A 17,664-nucleotide genomic window follows, 5' to 3' on the forward strand; every position below is an offset into this window, starting at 1 on the left:
CATAAAGAGGTGTACATATGATACATGCCAAATCTGGTGATGATTATTTTCTTCAACAAATGGTGGCAACGGCGTTTACTGGAACGGTCCATAGTGTGTTTCAACATGCCTTAAATATTCAGAGAGATGGTAATGGTGAAATTTTCACACTTGCTACGAAAGCAATGGATCGTGCACCCAATACACTTGTCATTGATCTCGATACGTTCGATCACCTGGACATTCATCAATATGACAGAGTATTGGTTCGCCATAATCAACTTTTAATAGAAGAAAAATTACAAATAGCGATTCACACAGCCACTCGTTGGCAATGTCAGCTACCTATTTATCCATTAAATCGTACAAGTTTAAGAATGAATATGAGCAGTGTGAAACAATTCATTGATTTACAAGGCAAAGGCGGCGGCATAAAACGTAATGATTCACCCGTCAGTGAATTTGAAGCGGAGACATCGAGATTGCTACAGCAGCGTACCACTTTGCTTTATGAGGAAATATTGAATCAGCGTTTGGATCGCTTTCAGGCATATGCAGCTGATTTAGTCGGCTTGGGGCCAGGACTTACACCATCAGGGGATGATTTTATAGTAGGCTTATTTGCTGTCATTCACATAGAAAATAGTCCGTGTTCTATTTATAAACCATTGTGTGAAAGCGTCATCAAAATGATTCAGCCTTTAACCAATGAGATTAGTTATACAACATTGAAGGAGGCAGCATATGGACAAGTAAGGGAGTCCATCTGTTCATTCATACACGCCATTTTATATGGCACAGAAGCGGAATCGATTGAGGCTCTGAGAAAGGTGCTTGCTATTGGCTCCTCCTCAGGAACAGATATTGCCTTAGGGCTAATAAGTGGCTTAGAAGCCAATATAAAATTAGGAGGATAAAGATGAGTATTAAAGTCGTAATTAAGCGCAACACATATTTTGATTCAGTGTCATTGATGTCACTATCTACAAAAGCGAATCAAATTGAAGGCGTTGAGCAAGCAATTATTGGTATGGGTACAGAAATGAACAAAGGGGTCATTCGCAATGTTGGTTTGATGACGCCAGAAGTGGAAGAAGCAACAGCAGGGGACTTAATGATTATTGTCAAAACTACTAGTGCGGATCAAACAGAAAGCGCTTACCTAGCAGTCGAAGAATTACTAACAAATAAAAATAAAGCACAAGCAAAAAGCGATATTAAATATGCAACGATAGATTCTGCTGCACAAGGTATCCCTGATGCAAACTTTGCGGTCATTTCTGTCAATGGTGCATTTGCCGTTCGTGAAGCACGCAAAGCACTTGAAAATGATCTACACGTGATGCTGTTCAGTGATAATGTAAGCGTTGAAGACGAAGTAGAATTAAAAACTTTAGCACATGAAAAAGGTCTATTAATGATGGGGCCAGACTGTGGTACGGCCATTATTGGTAATACAGGTCTTTGCTTTGCCAACGCTGTGAGAAAAGGCAATATCGGTATTGTAGCAGCATCTGGTACAGGTAGCCAAGAGGTAAGTGTTCGTATTCATGACTTCGGTGGTGGAATCACACAACTGATCGGTACTGGCGGAAGAGATTTAAGTAAAGAAGTTGGCGGCATTATGATGCTTGATGGTATTAAAGCCCTTGATGCGGATGAAGCGACAAAAGTGATCGTTCTAGTATCGAAGCCACCTGAAGCAAGTGTTGAGAAAAAGGTGCTCGCACAAATCAAAGAATGCAGCAAACCAGTAGTGGTTTACTTTATCGGTGGTAATGAAGAGGCGGTAGTGGCAGCTGGTGGACAATTTGCTAAAACATCGAAAGAAGCAGCATTAAAAGCAGTCTTACTAGCAGGTATTGATGAAGCAGGCATTAACAAACGTGCACTTAACATTCCATTAGTTGAAGAGGTTCGTGCAAAATTAGCACCAGAACAAAAATACATTCGTGGGTTATTCTGTGGCGGTACGCTTTGTGATGAATCTATGTATCTAGCGATGGAAAAATTCGATAACGTTTACAGTAACATTCAGAAAAATCCTGATTTCTTATTGAAAGATATCAATGTGAGTCAAGAACATACTTTCATTGACTTCGGTGATGATGATTTTACAAATGGTAAACCACATCCAATGATCGATCCATCTTCTCGTATTGAGCGTTTCTTACAAGAAGCAAAAGATCCGTCAGTTGGTGTCATTGTGATGGACTTCGTATTAGGCTTTGGCTCTCATGAAGACCCAGTTGGCGTTATGCTTCCTGCCATGATTGAAGCAAAACAATTAGCTGAAAAAGAAGGCAGACATTTAGAAATCATTGGGTATGTCCTTGGAACTGATTTAGATACGCCAAACATAGATGAGCAAGTGAAAAAATTAATCGATGCCGGTGTTACACATGCAAGTAGTAGTACAAATGCTGGATTACTTGCTAGAGAAATGGTGCTGAAAGGAGAAAATCATGAGTAAGATTAATGAACTTTTTACAAGTAAAATTAACGTAATTAACGTAGGTATTGAACTTTTTAAAGATGATATTTTAGCACAAAATGCAAGTGCTACACACCTAGAGTGGTCACCACCAGGTGGAGGTAAGCCAGAAATTATTGCAGCATTAAACAGAATCGATAAAGCAGAACTTGCTGAAAAAATTGAAGCAGCAAACCGTCTTGCAGTTGAAAAAATTGTGAACTCTCAACCCGTGCTGATTGGTTTTGATCAAGCCATCAATGTTGTGCCTGGCATGACGAAAAAAACAATTTTACACGCAGGACCACCGATTACGTGGGAAAACATGAATGGCCCAATGCAGGGCGCTGTTATGGGTGCACTTGTATTCGAAGGATTAGCGAAAGACTTAGAAGAAGCAGCAGTGGTAGCGGCTTCGGGAGAAATCACATTCTCACCTTGTCATGAGCATAATGCCGTTGGTTCAATGGCTGGCGTAACATCTGCTTCGATGTTCATGCACATCGTTGAAAATAAAACGTATGGCAATATCGCCTATACAAACTTAAGTGAGCAAATGGCAAAAATCTTACGTATGGGTGCCAACGATGACAGCGTTGTTGAACGATTAATATGGATGCGTGATGTGTTAGGGCCAATTTTACGTGATGCAATGAAATTAAATCAAGACGGCATCGATCTACGATTAATGCTTGCACAAGCACTTCACATGGGCGACGAATGTCATAACCGTAATAATGCAGGTACAAGCTTATTAATTCAAGCACTGACACCATATATCTTAGAAACAGATTACCCTGTTGAACAGAAGCGAGCAGTATTCGATTTCGTGGCAAGTAGTGATTATTTCTCAGGTCCTACATGGATGGCCTGCTGTAAATGTGCATTAGATGCTGCACATGGGATCGAATATAGTACAGTCGTGACAACAATGGCACGTAACGGTGTAGAATTTGGTGTTCGTATTAGTGGCATGGCAGGTAATACATGGTTTACTGGCCCTGCACAAAAAGTAATCGGACCGATGTTTGCTGGCTACAAACCAGAGGATTCAGGTCTTGATATTGGGGATAGTGCTATTACAGAAACATACGGTATCGGTGGTTTCGCAATGGCTACTGCACCAGCAATCGTTGCTTTAGTAGGTGGAACAGTAGATGAAGCAATTGGTTATTCTCGTAAAATGAAAGAAATTACAACGACAGAAAACCAAAATATTACCATTCCATTATTAAACTTCATGGGAATTCCTACAGGTATTGATATTCGTAAAGTCATCCAATCAGGTATTCTTCCAATTATTAATACAGCTATCGCACATAAAGAGGCTGGAATTGGTATGATTGGTGCTGGTATTACGAATCCTCCAATGGAAGCTTTTGAAAAAGCATTAATCACAATTAGTGAGAAGTGGGCTTAAGCCCACTTCCTATAAGTAGGAGGAGCTTTATATGGAACACGCTAAAATTGAACAGTCCAATCAAGACTATAGAGCACTTGGCTATTCGGAAGAACTTTTACCAAAAGGTCCTCAGGAAAGAGACTGGGGAATCTTTAACTACATTACCGTGTGGATGGGCGCAGTTCACAATATTATGTCTTATATGACGGTTGCAGGATTTTTTGTCTTAGGATTATCAGTTAATCAAGTTTTCTTAGCCATTATGCTTTCAGCAGTGATCGTCTCAGCAGGCTATTGCTTAAATGGATATTCTGCCTCTAAATATGGTATTCCATTTGCCATATTACTAAGAGATTCATTTGGAGTGAAAGGCTCTATTATTCCAGCATTATGTCGAGGATTGATTGCTGGGGTTGTATTCTTTGGTACGACAACAGTTGTGGGCGCTCAATCCCTTAATGTATTATTTGCAAGATTCATTCCGAACTATATGTCTATTGGTGGAGACTTCACTATTTTTGGCTTAGATGTTCCGACAATGATTTCTTATATTATTTTATGGGTCATTACAGTTTTACTATTTTTAGGCGGCATGGATATGCTAACAGTCTTCGGTAAATATTCATCACCGATTGTTTATATTTTCATTATTGGCGCAGCTATTTGGGCAATTAATATTGCTGGAGGAATCGGGCCCATTTTAGAATATAAGCCTTCTACAACAATGGAAAGTCCATTGGTCTTTATTGCCTGTGTGAGCGCATTGGTTTCAAACTGGGCGGGTCCAGTTGTAAATATTGCAGACTTTACGCATCGAGCTAAATCGCCAAAAGCAATGATCTATGGCTTATCCATTGGTATGATCGGCTCGTATCTCTTGTTTGCGATTACTTGTATTAGTTTAATAGCAGGGACAGAAATTGCTTTCGGGCAACCAATTTTTAATATTGTAGACGCTATTGATAAAATTCAAAATCCATTTTCTGTAATTGTATTAATATTAGCTTTAAATGTAGGCGCAACAGCTTTTGTAGTTTTCGGTAACTTATTACCATCGGGATTACAAATGACAACTTTATTCCCTAAAGTATTTACTGTCAAAACAGCAGGTATTTTAACAGCGATTATTGGCACAATCATTTTGCCTTGGAAACTCGTATCGAGTACAGAAACGTTATTTTTCTTCTATAGTTTTATAGGCTCTATGTTTGGACCCATCGCAGGTATTATGTTGTCTAGCTTCTTTATCGAGCGTAAAAGACGTTTAGATTTATCCGTAATTTATGTGGAAGAAGGGAGCAATGGGGCTTATAAATCTGGCTATAATTTCGTAGCATGTATCGTCCTTTTGATCAGCTTCCTTTTACCGATGTCAGGTGCTTTCCTAAAAGGTGTGCCGTTCTTAGTACAGCTAAATAACTTTGCTTTCTTTAGCGGACTGATCGTGTCATTCATTTTATATACGTTGTTATATAAATTTAATCAGCAAAATGTTCAAAATAGTGTAGAAAAAGAAGTAGGGGTGTAGTTGTGAATAAATTAGTTATTGTAGCAATCGGCGGTAACTCGTTGGTAAAAGATAGTGGAAGCGAATCCATTCAAAGTCAGCAAGAGGCAGTTGCTCAAACTGTCGAACATATTGCGGATATGATTCAGGAAGGTTATAAAGTGGTTGTCACGCATGGCAATGGCCCACAAGTTGGTTTCACTTTACAACGAAGTGAAATTGCTAATGAGGTATCGGGCATGCCAGCAATTCCATTAGTAAACTGTGTAGCTGACACACAAGGTGGAATTGGCTATTTGATTCAACAAGCATTAATTAACGAGCTGGCTAAACGTCAAATTGATAAAAAAGTAGTCAGTGTGATTACACAAGTTGAAATCAATGAAAATGATCCAAACTTTATTAACCCCACAAAGCCAGTTGGTTCATTCTTTACTAAGGAGCAAGCCGAGGAGATGTTAGTCGAGCATCCCGATTGGAAAATGGTAGAGGATTCGGGGCGTGGCTATCGTCGTGTTGTGCCTTCCCCAAAACCAATTGATATCGTGGAAAAAGACGCAATTAAATCATTAATTGACAATGATTATGTCGTGATCGCTGTAGGCGGTGGTGGAATTCCAGTTGTTAAAAAAGAAAACAATGTCTATGAGGGTGTAGATGCAGTAATTGACAAAGACTTTGCAACAAGTCTATTAGCTGCACAAGTAAATGCAGACTCATTAATTATTACGACGGGTGTTCCTCGTGTGTTTATTAACTTTGGAAAACCTGAGCAACAAGCACTTAAAGAAATTACAGTCGAAGAAACAAAGCAGCATGTTCAAGATAATCAGTTCCCGCCAGGCAGTATGCTACCAAAAATCGAAGCAAGCTTAAGCTTCTTAGAAAATGGTGGTCATCGAGTGATTATTACAAACCCTGAAAGTCTAAAAGAAGCGATTAATAATCAGGCTGGTACTCATATTATTAACTAGGAGGAATCACGGTATGGATTACATTCAACTAGCTGTTGATAAAACAAAAGAAGGTATTGATCAAAATATTGGTGGACCATTTGGTGCAACGATTGTAAGAGGAGATGAAATCATCGCTGTTGTAGGCAATACAATGATGCGTGATACAGACATCACTGCACATGCAGAAATAGTAGCCATTCGTGAGGCTTCTAAAAAGCTTGGCACAATGGATTTATCGGATTGTGTCATCTACGCTACATGTGAACCATGTCCAATGTGTGTTGGTGCAATCATTTGGTCAGGTATTAAAGAAGTCCATTATTGTAATACAGCAGAAGATGCTCATGTACATGGCTTCTCTGATATGCATTTACGTGATTACTTAACAGGTAAAGATAAAAGTGTGCTGAACATGAAAAAATTGAAACGACTGAAGAATGTGATGCATTGTTCCATCATTTCAATGACAAAATGGCGAATAGTAAATAGATTGCAGCAGTCATATACTGCTTAAGTCTTTCCGACAAATTAGAGCAGGGATCTCGTTATAGAGAATCCCTTTTCTAATTTTCAACCAAAAAGGTGTAAAATAATTGGTACAATGAAAAAAATGCTATGAAAGAGTACATTTGGTCTGATTTTCATCTTCGTAATGCTTAAGAAGGAGCTGTTTACATGATCTATAAAGAACGTTATCAACAATTACTAGATAAAATGAATCAATATAATTCAGGCGAGAAAGGGATTACGAGAGTTGCCTATACGAATGAAGAACAGGCTTGTTTACATGCCTTTATTCGTTTATGTAAAGATGAAAATCTTCAAATTCATATTGACCATTGTGGAAATCTTATTGCTCGAAGAGAAGGCAGTGTGCCAGGATTGCAGCCTGTTGTCATGGGATCCCATTTAGACACTGTCTATCAAGGCGGTAAATATGATGGCGTTGTTGGTGTAACCGCAGCCCTAGAGGTCATTAAGCGATTAAACGAGCGATCTATTGTGACAGAGCATCCAATTGAAATTATCGCCTTTGCCTGTGAGGAGTCTTCAAGATTTGGTGTGTCGACAGTAGGCAGTAAAGCAATGGCAGGTCTAATCGATAAAGAAAAATACCGCCATTTGGTTGATCGAGATGGTATTACGATGGAGCAGGCTTTTGCTCATTGTGGACTTGATTTTAGTAGTGTTGATCAAGCAACAAGAGTAGAGGAAGGATTCCATGCCTTTTTTGAATTGCATATTGAACAGGGACCATTGCTTATTAACTATGAGAAGAAAATAGGTATTGTAACAGGGGTAGCAGCACCAGTCCGCTTATTAATGAAGTTAAACGGAAAAGCATCCCATTCAGGCACGACCCCAATGAATATGAGAAAGGACGCTCTTTTAGGAGCATCCGAATTGGCATTAGAATTGGAAAAAGCAGCGATAGCAGAGCAGGAGTTTGGAACTGTGGCAACAGTAGGGATACTAGAGGTTGTGGCAGGCTCGATGAACGTAGTTCCAGGTGAAGTGGAGTTAACTGTAGATATCCGATCATCCTCTGTGGAATCGAGAGAACGTGTCCTTCAGCATTTTTATGCTGTTATTGCAAACGTTCAACAAAAGAGACAGCTTACGATTGAATATAATGTCATTAGTTCAGAGGAGCCTGTCCTACTTTCTCCAAATCTAATGCAAGATCTAGAAACGATTTGTGTAGAAAAGAAACTCTCCTATCAATTTATGCAAAGTGGAGCAGGTCACGATTCTATGAATATGACGAGGCTTGGACCAGTTGGCCTTATTTTTATTCCTTCTGTGGATGGTTTAAGTCACCATCCGGATGAACATACAGCGCTTGAAGATGTATTAATAGGAATCGATGTATTAGAGGCCGTTGTTCTAAAATATGCTTCAGTTAGCTAATTTGCATTAGTCATCTGAAGATCTACGTTTATTGCTAGCGTAATGATTCATAAAGGCAAAAATCGATTTCATAATAAAAAGACGACCTTCCTTGTTAGAAAGTCGTCTTTTTCATATGTGCATGATGCATTTGCTTCTGATTCCCAATTTTTAGTTGAATCAGTATCATCACGATGACGATAACAATCATGCCAATAATGGCAGTTGTAAAATTGCCTGTGTAATCTCGAACAAGACCGACAAAGAAGGGACCAAATGCAGCAAATACAAAGCCAACTGATTGTGTCATGGCAGCTAAGAAGCTGGCCTCGTGAATATCTTTGGCCTCATCAATAGGTAGTGTTAGCCCTAATGAGAATAGCCCACCTGCACCAATACCAATCAGAATACTGCTTAGCCAAGGATTATAAGAAAACAGAAGCATCAATAAACCGATTAATTCTAATGATGAACTGCCTACTAGCCATACAGCTCTATGCTGAAAACGGTTATTTAATATAGGCACTAAAAACGTAGCGGGCATTTGGGCAACTGTTAATAGTGTCAGCATCAGCCCAGCTTCGTGTTTGCTATAACCTAAATTTTCAGCGATTGGGGGTAACCAAGCCATAATGGTATAAAACATAAAGGCCATTAAGCCAAAAAAGCCTGTTAAAAGCCAAGCCCTTTGATTCATTAACATTTGCTTCACAGTTATGCTCGTACTAGGTGATTTCGCGACTGTTGCCGTAACTGTTTTCTGTTCGAGGGGCTTCCACCAAAAGAATAAAGCGATTAAAGCAAGAATAGCCCAGGAGGCAGCAGAAACTTGCCATGAATGAAAAAGATTACTTAAGGGAATAGAAAGCCCTGAACCAAGTGCAGCTCCTACTACAAGTGCTAGCGAGTAAATACCCACTACACGAGAAGGGTTCGCAAATTTCTCCTTAATATAGCCTGATAATAATGGTCCCACGATGGCAATGCCAATGCCTGATAACAAGGCCGTTAATAGCATGACCCAGGCAGTATAAGCAAAATATCTGGCAGCTGTTGCTAGTCCAATAAGAATAAGAGAATAAGCAATAGTTCGCTCAATGCTCCAACGATTGGCTAGTTTGATTGCAAAAGGTGCAAATAAGCCCATACAAAGTACAGCTAAAGAAGTGAATAAACTGGCCGTAGCCGCACTCATATGTAAAGCCTCACGAATAGTCCCTAATAAAGGGGACACCGAAGTAATAACAGGTCGTAAATTAAAAGAAGCTAAAATAATAGCGATAATTGGTACGATTTTACGTTTTATATTCATTGTCTTTCCACTCCGTCATATCAAATAAATAATAAGTCCAAATTGAAGTCTATACTAACTAGAATGATTGAACAATACTATTATTACTATTACAATAATAGTTACAAACTATGATAGGTGTGATCGTTATGGAAATAAGGCATTTACATTATTTTATGGCAGTCTATGAGGAGCTACATTTTACAAAAGCTGCTGAGAAACTAGGCATCGCTCAACCAACATTAAGTCAGCAAATACGTGTGCTTGAGGATGAGCTAGGTATGCCATTGTTCGATCGGATTGGCAAAAAAATTGTTGTGACGGAGGCTGGCTCACTATTATTTAGCTATACTTCAGAGGTATTGAATACATTACAAAATGTTAAAGATTCTATTAAAGATTTACAGGCGCTAGAAGGGGGGCAAATACGGATTGGCATTATGCCCTCTGATCTTGACTATCGGATCACACAGCTAGTTATTGATTTCCATCAAAAATTCCCAAAGGTGAAATTAAAGATACTTGCTTCAATCGATATTATGCGGCAGGTGCTTGAAAATGAAGTGGATATCGGCATTGGGACAAATGTAGAATCAGATGATCGTTTGATTATTATTCCTTTATGTAGAGAGGAATACGTATTGACTGTTTCAAAGGAGCACCCATTGTCAAATCAAACAGTGATCTCAATTGCTGAATTAGAAGACCTTCCTATGGTGATGTATCCAGAAGGTTTTCTTGGTAGAGAGGTTGTAGAAGAGGCTGTAAAAAAGCATGGTTTTCAACTCCATTCTATTCTTGAGACAAGCTCTGTCACGTCCATCATGAATCTTGTTCGAGCCAATATTGGTGTGACGGTGCAACCTTATCCGTTACTCCAACAAATGAATGATCCTACTTTGTGTAGTATACGGATTTCAAATGGTGCACCAAGCCGTAGCTTATCGATTATTTACCGCGTAGATCGCTATGTCAGTCAGGCAACAACAGCTATGATTGAGCAAATTAAAGATTATTTCAAAGGCTAATACGAATAAAATAAGGGAGGTATAAAAATAAGTTCCTTTTTTTGGAGCGTTCACATATACTATTTATAAACCGACAGTCAGTCTATTTTTGTAGGGCAAGTCAAAAAAGCTTGTAAAGCCTCAACTTGTGCCTACATTTTTTTTACACAAATGATGACCGACAGTCGGTCTAATTGTATAAAGGAGTGGTCAGTATATGGAAATGCTAGTCAAAGAAAAGGGCTTTTCGAAAGATTTCATCATTATGGTAGTTGGTCAGATTATTTCTATTTTGGGCTCTGCGCTTTTAAGATTTGCTCTTTCACTTTTTGTTTTAGACATAACGGGGCGGGCAGATCTTTTTGCCGTGCTTTTTGCTATTTCAAGCCTACCTATTTTACTTACGCCATTTGGTGGTGCTATAGCAGATCGTTTTAATCGGCGTAATTTAATGGTCCTATTTGATTTTGTCAGTAGCGGCATTGTGTGGATGTTTTTTATTGGATTACTAACAGACAATCATTCAGTGCTATGGATTGGCTTGGTCATGGTGCTACTATCATTTATTAGTGTGATGTACACGCCAGCTGTAATGGCGAGTATCCCGCTGTTGGTTAGCGACCAGAAGCTTGAGCAGGCCAATGGAATCGTCAATGGGGTGCAGGCATTAGCGGGGGTGACAGCACCTGTACTTGGAGGTATTTTATATGGAATGCTGGGTCTCAAAACTCTTGTCATAGTGAGTGGTTTATTATTTTTCTTTACGGCTATTGTAGAAATGTTTATGACAATCCCATTTGTAAAACGTAGCTATGATGGTCATTTGGTACCGACATTACTCAAAGACATGAAAGAAGGTTTTACTTATGTCGTGAAGCAAACATTTATTTTAAAATGTACGCTACTTGCTGCTTTATTGAATTTATTATTGACACCACTATTTATCGTCGGTGTACCTATTATTCTTCGTGTCACGATGAAAAGTAGTGATACATTATATGGAATAGGAATGGGCATTATTGATTTTGCGACGATTTTAGGCGCGTTAACGATGGGCTATTTTGCTCAAAAGCTGCGCATTCACACCCTATACATTTGGGTGTTAGTGTCAGCCTTTTTAGTAATTCCAATGGCTATGGCTGTATTTCCTCACACACTTCAAATTGGCTATTATCCCTCCTATATCCTATTTATTGGTTGTGCTCTTGTCATTGCAATGATGATGACAATCATCTCTATTTACGTGATGACGCTTGTCCAAAAGGATACGCCGAATGAGCAATTAGGGAAGGTTATGGCGATTATGATGGCCGTATCACAATGTATGGCACCGCTTGGGCAAATGGGGTATGGATTGCTATTCGAGTTCTTTCAAGACAACATCTATGTACCAGTCCTTATGATCTCTGTGTGTGTATTATTATTAGCGTTCGTAACGAAAAGACTATGGCGATTGGAGGCTAAATAATTTGCTAGGACAAAGAAAACCACCTTTTCATTGGTAGTTTTCTTTGTAATGCGATCGTTAGTTAAAATCTTCTTGTTCTACGACGAGGCCTATGCCTGCTAGTAGGAGTATTGGTAGGAATGGTTGGGAACAGTAGCGGTGGCATATGTTGTGTATTATCTCCTATATGGATAGCAATCGATTCCTCTTGAATAGGAGAGGCTTCCTTTTCTTCCTCATGTGCTGAGTGTTCTGCCGCATGTAATAGTGGTGCTGGTGATTCGCTATGATGGGTAGTACTTGTAGTGCTCGTAGGATTTGTGGGAGCGGTTGTTTCTTGATGTGATGCTGAATGTTCTACTTCTGCATGCGGTTGCTGGACAGCATGGACGTCTTTCATGACGAGAATTGGTCGCATCATATCATGATCCTCATGCTCCAAGAAGTGACAATGCCACATATAATTTCCGATATGATCTTTCCAATGCATAATAATTTTCGTAACCTTTCCAGCATCAGCTTTCACCGTATCCTTCCAACCTCGTTCATAGTTTCGCGGTTCTTCAGGCGGTCCTGTAAATTGTACGATGCCTTCATTTTGATAGATCTCTAAATCAAAGGGCCTTCGTTCCAGAATTTTAAATTGAATGAGATGTAGGTGAATAGGATGGATAAAAGGCGTCGCATTAATAAAGTTCCAGATTTCCACACTATCTAAAGATGGTTTTTCTGTTGCTGGATCATGGTACATACGATCATTTAATAGTAACATAGGTCGCCCAAACTCATCAGTGGTCGCTGTCAGTGGCAGTTGTCTGTCGATATGTGCATGGTGTGGATGTAGATCCATAGAAACGGCAAGTCTTTCTGGAATTTCACTTGTATCTTCACATTTTAAAGGCAGAGTTACTCGAAACTGCATAATCACATTTGTATGTTCATCACTGAAATCAGTATCAGTATTAAGTAAGGTGATCTCCTGTCCAGCACAGCTTGAGAAATCGATAATGACATCTGTGCGTTCAGCTGGCAGTAACTCGACAGATTGGATAAGTTGTGGAGCTGCTAAAAAACCCCCATCTGTACCAATTTGAAACATTGGTTGACCATTTGACAGGCCGATGACATAGCCTCTGCGATTGGAGCCATTTAGAAACCGAAATCTATATTTACGTGGCTCTACATCTAAATAAGGCCATAGTTTTCCGTTAACCACTATCGTATTGCCAACAAAGCCTGGTGTGATAGAGGGGTGAACGGGAACTGGGAATGGTGGTTCATCAGGATAAAACAATGAGCCATCCTCGTTAAACGATTTATCTTGTATTAAAATCGGATATTCATAGTCTCCACATGGTAAATTGGAACGTTCCTCAAGTGCATCCCTCAGTAAATAAAAGCCTGCTAATCCTGCATAGACATTTAAACGTGTTAAAGCCATGGCATGGTCATGATACCACATGGTAGTGCCCGGCTGATGATTCGTATATTCATGTATTTCCTTATTAAATTTTGGACCAGTATGCCGATAGTCTCTTGTGTACCATGCTTCTGGATGACCATCACTTTGCCAATCCACATTGGCACCATGTAAGTGAGTGACGGTCCTCACTTCTTGTGAATCGTTGGCGGCATGAAGCGTAAAATCTACTGGCAAAAAGTGCTGTAAGGGCAGCTGATTTTTATATTTTACGTAGATAGTTTTGTCTTTAGAAGCTTCAATGGTTGGTCCTGGATAAAGCCCATTGTATCCCCAAATTAATGAGTTTGGAAAATGCTTATGAAAACGATGCTGGCCTTCCATCATAACCAATTCGTAATAATCATTCTTTTGTTGCCCTCTACTGTATTTGGGTTTAGCGATCATTGGTTTTGGGAGTTCATCTACAAATTTTGGAATCGTTGCTGGGTCAGAGGGGTTAATTTGCATACTCACAACATCACGTCCCTTTTCAATACTTAAAATGGCTAATTATCTCATCATATGGGTAAAAACAATAGGTAACGAGGACAAAAATGGAGAAAAATGTGTAAAGACATAAAAATTTTAGCTACAGATTATTGTTGGAATAAGATGGTTCATTTTGAAAGCAAATTGATGTAAGATTTTAGAACAATCACCACAAGCGAGTTTTGTAATATAGGTAATAGTTGGTATCTTACGAAAAAGGCGGACGAAGTGAATAAATATGTCTTATAATTGAGAAAGCACAAAGTAAATTGGATGATATAGGGCATGGAGAAGTGGTGAAACGGTGGAATTAACATTAGAAGAATTAAATAAAACGATTATGGAGATGCGCACAAAGGGGTATTTAACAGAAGCGCTAAAGCTAGCTGATCAAGGACTTTTAGTCGCATTAGAGAGCAATAACTATCCATATGTATTGGATTTGTATTATCAAAAAATATTAGTTCATCATTCTTTAGGTGACACATTAAGCATGGTCAGCCTTATTCATGATTATGAAGCCATTTGTCAAAATTATGGTACGACTAAGGATTTAATGCATTATCATTTAGTGATGTCCTTAATCTATGATTTAGTGGGTATCCGTGAAAAAACGGTGGAGATGACGAAAAAATCTATCGCCTATGCACAGGAGCTACAAGATCCAATCATGCTTGTTCGTTGTCATAATAATTTATGCTATCTAGAGGTAGAGAAGGGCTGCACAAAGGAAGCACTTCAAGCAGGGCTATTAGCTAAAGCGTATAATAAATCCCTATCTAGAACAATGCCTGATTTAGCAAAATTACATGATATTCGTATTAATAATAATTTAGCAGATGTGTATATTTTAGAAGGAGATTTTTTGACGGGGAAGGCATTGCTGGACAGTACACTATCTTCGGACATTATTCAGCACCATAAACGCGAAAAAGTAGCGGCACTGTTTGGTTATGGTTTTTTATATGAAAAGCAGCAAAAGCTTGAAGAAGCTGTATCCTATTATAAACAAGCTATAGAACTTGCTCAATCTTATGGGGATAAGCCGATTACAAAAAAAGTGATGCGCTTACTGTTAAATGTATTGTATCAATTGGATTGGCGAGATGAGATTTTTGATGTACAGCGTGAATATATTGATCTCTCAGAAAAAATGAGTGTTGCTAATTTACTGCAACAAGTAATGAACTTAGAATTTAAGCGTCAAAAGGAGAAGCTTGAGGAAAAAGCACATTATGATCCATTAACAGGCGTATTAAATCGTCATTTTTTAGATTATGAGCTACAGGAATGGTTGAATGCAGCGAAAATGACGCAATCCTATGTATGTATTACGGTACTGGATGTCGATTATTTTAAATTATTTAATGACACGCATGGTCATTTGTTTGGGGATATGATTTTACAGCTTTTAGCTAACGGCTTGAAGGATTTTTTACAGGATGAAGATGTGAAAGTTATTCGTTATGGTGGAGATGAATTCATCCTTTGTTTCAGGCATCCGCATAAGGATTATATCAAAGCGTTGGTCCATAACACCCATGCCTATTTGCTCTCATTAAAGCTCGAACAAGAACAGCAAAGCTATCCTTTAAGGGTGAGTATGGGGGCTTGTGTGAATAATCAGAAAAACTATCAATACAAAGAGCTATTTGAGCAAGCAGATAGCTGTTTATACCAAGCGAAAGCGAATGGCCGTGCTAGCTGTGTTCTATACGAATTATCATAATTACTCGTTCCTATTTACATGGTTAAATAGGAATTTTTATTTTGATTTAGCCATGATATTTATTCCTAAAAAGAAGCGTTTTTTATCTGGAATGAAATTCACTGTAGTCATCATTTGAAAACGTTGTTCTAGCAACGTACAATATATGAAATTAAGAAACACGACAGTACAAAATTGTTGTATAATGTTGTGGTATGAGGAAAGAAAGCAGGTTGACAAAATGGAAAGCAAAATGAATGGTTACACAGTTATAGACACACACATGCATCAGCTATGTGTTATACCAAAACAGCTCGATGTGAAACATAAGGTGAATAGATGAAAAACTGGTTAATTTTCATTTCTGTCTTTATTGTTTCGTTGTCACTTGTCATTAGTATTTTAGTACTCTGGAAAGCCGAGGCTCCGTTCCGTTCAATTGAAGAGCAGGCTGAACAGTTGGCACTCGATGCCAAAGCCCTCGCAATTGTATCGGAGTCCTACACATATAATGGCAAACATTCGTATGTTACTGTGTTCGGGGTAGACGAATACGGTGATAAAAAAGCTGTCTTTGTTCCGACGAATCTAGACGAGGATTCCATTCAGGAAGTGTTAGTAGAAGATGGTATTACGGAAAAGCAAGCATTATCGGTTTTTAAAAATGAAGGAAATGTACAAAAAGTCCTCCACATGAAATTAGGCTATGAGGAGCCTGGCGCAGTTTGGGAAATTACGTATCTGAACGACCATGACCAGCTCAACTATGTCTATATTATGTTTAAGGATGGCGACTGGTGGAAGCGCATTACGAATTTATAAGAGGAGTAGATCCCGAATGAAAAATTTATTAGCAACACGTGTAAAAACTTTAACACCATCTTCAACTTTAGCGATTACTGCGAAAGCAAAAGCATTGAAAGAGCAAGGTATTGATGTTATTGGTCTTGGGGCTGGTGAACCAGACTTTAATACACCTCAAAACATTTTAAATGCAGCCATTGATTCAATGGAAAAAGGGTATACAAAATATACACCTGCTGGCGGACTTCCAGTTCTGAAAAAAGCCATTATTGATAAGCTTCAACGCGACAATAACCTTGCCTATCAGCCAAATGAAATCATTGTGGGTGTAGGGGCAAAGCATATTTTATACACGCTATTCCAAGTGATTTTAAATGAAGGCGACGAGGTTATTATTCCAATTCCTTATTGGGTGTCTTATCCAGAACAAGTGAAATTAGCTGGTGGCGTACCAGTATATGTTGAAGGTACACGTGAACAAAGCTATAAAATTACTGCGGATCAACTGAGAGCAGCTGTGACAGACAAAACAAAAGCAGTGATTATCAATTCTCCTAGCAACCCATCTGGCATGATTTATTCTCGTGAAGAGCTAGCAGAACTTGCTGCTGTTGCAGAAGAAAAAGATATTTTAATCGTGTCAGATGAAATTTATGAGAAGCTTGTATACAATGGTATTGAGCATTTTTCAATTGCACAACTTTCTGATGCAGTGAAAGCACGTACAATCGTTGTAAATGGTGTGGCAAAATCTCACTCTATGACAGGCTGGCGTATTGGGTATGCTGCAGGCGACGCAGACATTATTAATGCAATGACTGACCTTGCATCACACTCAACATCTAACGCGACAACAACAGCACAATATGCAACTGTGGAGGCTTATAATGGATCTCAGGATACAGTAGAGGAAATGCGTCAGGCATTTGAATCTCGTCTTGAAAAAATTTATCCACAGGTAAGTGCTATTCCTGGCTTCCATGTATTAAAGCCACAGGGTGCATTCTACTTATTACCAGACGTAGCAGAAGCAATGGCTCATACTGGCTATGATTCAGTAGATGCATTTGCTGCGGATATTTTAACAGAAGCAAACGTAGCAGTGATTCCAGGCTCTGGCTTCGGCACACCAACTACAATGCGATTATCTTATGCTACATCTTTAGACTTATTAGAAGAGGCAGTCCGTCGTATTGATTCATTTGTAAAATCAAAATGGCAAGACTAATCCTGCTAGTCGACTTTGGAG

At 38.9% G+C, this 17,664-nt stretch carries 13 protein-coding genes and 1 pseudogene; 12 read left to right on the forward strand and 2 right to left on the reverse strand.

From position 1 onward, the window contains the following. Positions 1-17 precede the first annotated feature (17 nt). The 7 genes and pseudogenes from MHB40_RS08040 to MHB40_RS08070 all read left to right on the forward strand — a co-directional run bounded on the left by MHB40_RS08040 (position 18) and on the right by MHB40_RS08070 (position 8,228). Positions 18-896, forward strand: a complete 879-nt coding sequence (locus tag MHB40_RS08040) for a DUF2877 domain-containing protein (protein WP_342534266.1) — start codon at positions 18-20, stop codon at positions 894-896. Between the two features lie 2 nt (positions 897-898). Beyond that, on the forward strand, positions 899-2,452 hold the full coding sequence (gene fdrA, locus MHB40_RS08045; protein WP_342534267.1) for an acyl-CoA synthetase FdrA: 1,554 nt from the start codon (positions 899-901) through the stop codon (positions 2,450-2,452). Beyond that, a complete protein-coding gene (locus tag MHB40_RS08050; RefSeq protein ID WP_342443085.1) occupies positions 2,445-3,872 on the forward strand; it encodes a DUF1116 domain-containing protein in 1,428 nt (475 codons plus the stop codon). The genes fdrA and MHB40_RS08050 overlap by 8 nt, the downstream gene beginning before the upstream one ends. A gap of 31 nt (positions 3,873-3,903) precedes the next feature. Then, entirely contained in the window at positions 3,904-5,382 is a 1,479-nt protein-coding gene (locus MHB40_RS08055; protein ID WP_342534268.1) for a cytosine permease, read from the forward strand. 2 nt (positions 5,383-5,384) lie between these two features. Continuing rightward, positions 5,385-6,335 carry a carbamate kinase gene (gene arcC, locus MHB40_RS08060; RefSeq protein WP_205442460.1) on the forward strand — a complete coding sequence of 317 codons (951 nt, stop codon included), beginning with the start codon at positions 5,385-5,387 and terminating at the stop codon, positions 6,333-6,335. A gap of 13 nt (positions 6,336-6,348) precedes the next feature. Then, positions 6,349-6,806 (forward strand): annotated as a pseudogene (locus MHB40_RS08065) (nucleoside deaminase). A 186-nt stretch (positions 6,807-6,992) separates the two neighbouring features. Further along, positions 6,993-8,228, forward strand: a complete 1,236-nt coding sequence (locus MHB40_RS08070; RefSeq protein ID WP_342534269.1) for a Zn-dependent hydrolase — start codon at positions 6,993-6,995, stop codon at positions 8,226-8,228. Between the two features lie 94 nt (positions 8,229-8,322). Here the strand turns inward: MHB40_RS08070 and MHB40_RS08075 are convergent, their stop codons facing one another. After that, the gene (locus MHB40_RS08075; RefSeq protein WP_342534270.1) at positions 8,323-9,519 is read right to left on the reverse strand and encodes an MFS transporter; all 1,197 of its coding nucleotides are present in this window, start codon (positions 9,517-9,519) and stop codon (positions 8,323-8,325) included. A 128-nt stretch (positions 9,520-9,647) separates the two neighbouring features. Here MHB40_RS08075 and MHB40_RS08080 point away from each other — a divergent pair, with 128 nt between their 5' ends. After that, a complete protein-coding gene (locus tag MHB40_RS08080) occupies positions 9,648-10,526 on the forward strand; it encodes a LysR family transcriptional regulator (RefSeq protein ID WP_342534271.1) in 879 nt (292 codons plus the stop codon). 196 nt (positions 10,527-10,722) lie between these two features. Beyond that, positions 10,723-11,973: an MFS transporter gene (locus tag MHB40_RS08085; RefSeq protein ID WP_342534272.1), complete on the forward strand. Its 1,251-nt coding sequence runs from the start codon at positions 10,723-10,725 to the stop codon at positions 11,971-11,973. 61 nt (positions 11,974-12,034) lie between these two features. On the opposite strand, the gene MHB40_RS08090 is transcribed toward MHB40_RS08085, so the two are convergent. Then, positions 12,035-13,882 carry a multicopper oxidase gene (locus MHB40_RS08090; RefSeq protein WP_342534755.1) on the reverse strand — a complete coding sequence of 616 codons (1,848 nt, stop codon included), beginning with the start codon at positions 13,880-13,882 and terminating at the stop codon, positions 12,035-12,037. 325 nt (positions 13,883-14,207) lie between these two features. On the opposite strand from MHB40_RS08090, the gene MHB40_RS08095 reads away from it, so the two are divergent. The 3 genes from MHB40_RS08095 (at position 14,208) to MHB40_RS08105 (ending at position 17,643) form a co-directional block, all read left to right on the forward strand. Beyond that, positions 14,208-15,632 carry a tetratricopeptide repeat-containing diguanylate cyclase gene (locus tag MHB40_RS08095; RefSeq protein WP_342534273.1) on the forward strand — a complete coding sequence of 475 codons (1,425 nt, stop codon included), beginning with the start codon at positions 14,208-14,210 and terminating at the stop codon, positions 15,630-15,632. 318 nt (positions 15,633-15,950) lie between these two features. Next, positions 15,951-16,433 carry a DUF5590 domain-containing protein gene (locus tag MHB40_RS08100; RefSeq protein ID WP_205442469.1) on the forward strand — a complete coding sequence of 161 codons (483 nt, stop codon included), beginning with the start codon at positions 15,951-15,953 and terminating at the stop codon, positions 16,431-16,433. Between the two features lie 16 nt (positions 16,434-16,449). Beyond that, positions 16,450-17,643 carry a pyridoxal phosphate-dependent aminotransferase gene (locus MHB40_RS08105; protein WP_205442470.1) on the forward strand — a complete coding sequence of 398 codons (1,194 nt, stop codon included), beginning with the start codon at positions 16,450-16,452 and terminating at the stop codon, positions 17,641-17,643. Positions 17,644-17,664: the final 21 nt, after the last annotated feature.

The organism is Lysinibacillus sp. FSL K6-0057 (genome assembly GCF_038630885.1).
Classification (GTDB): domain Bacteria; phylum Bacillota; class Bacilli; order Bacillales_A; family Planococcaceae; genus Lysinibacillus; species Lysinibacillus fusiformis_F.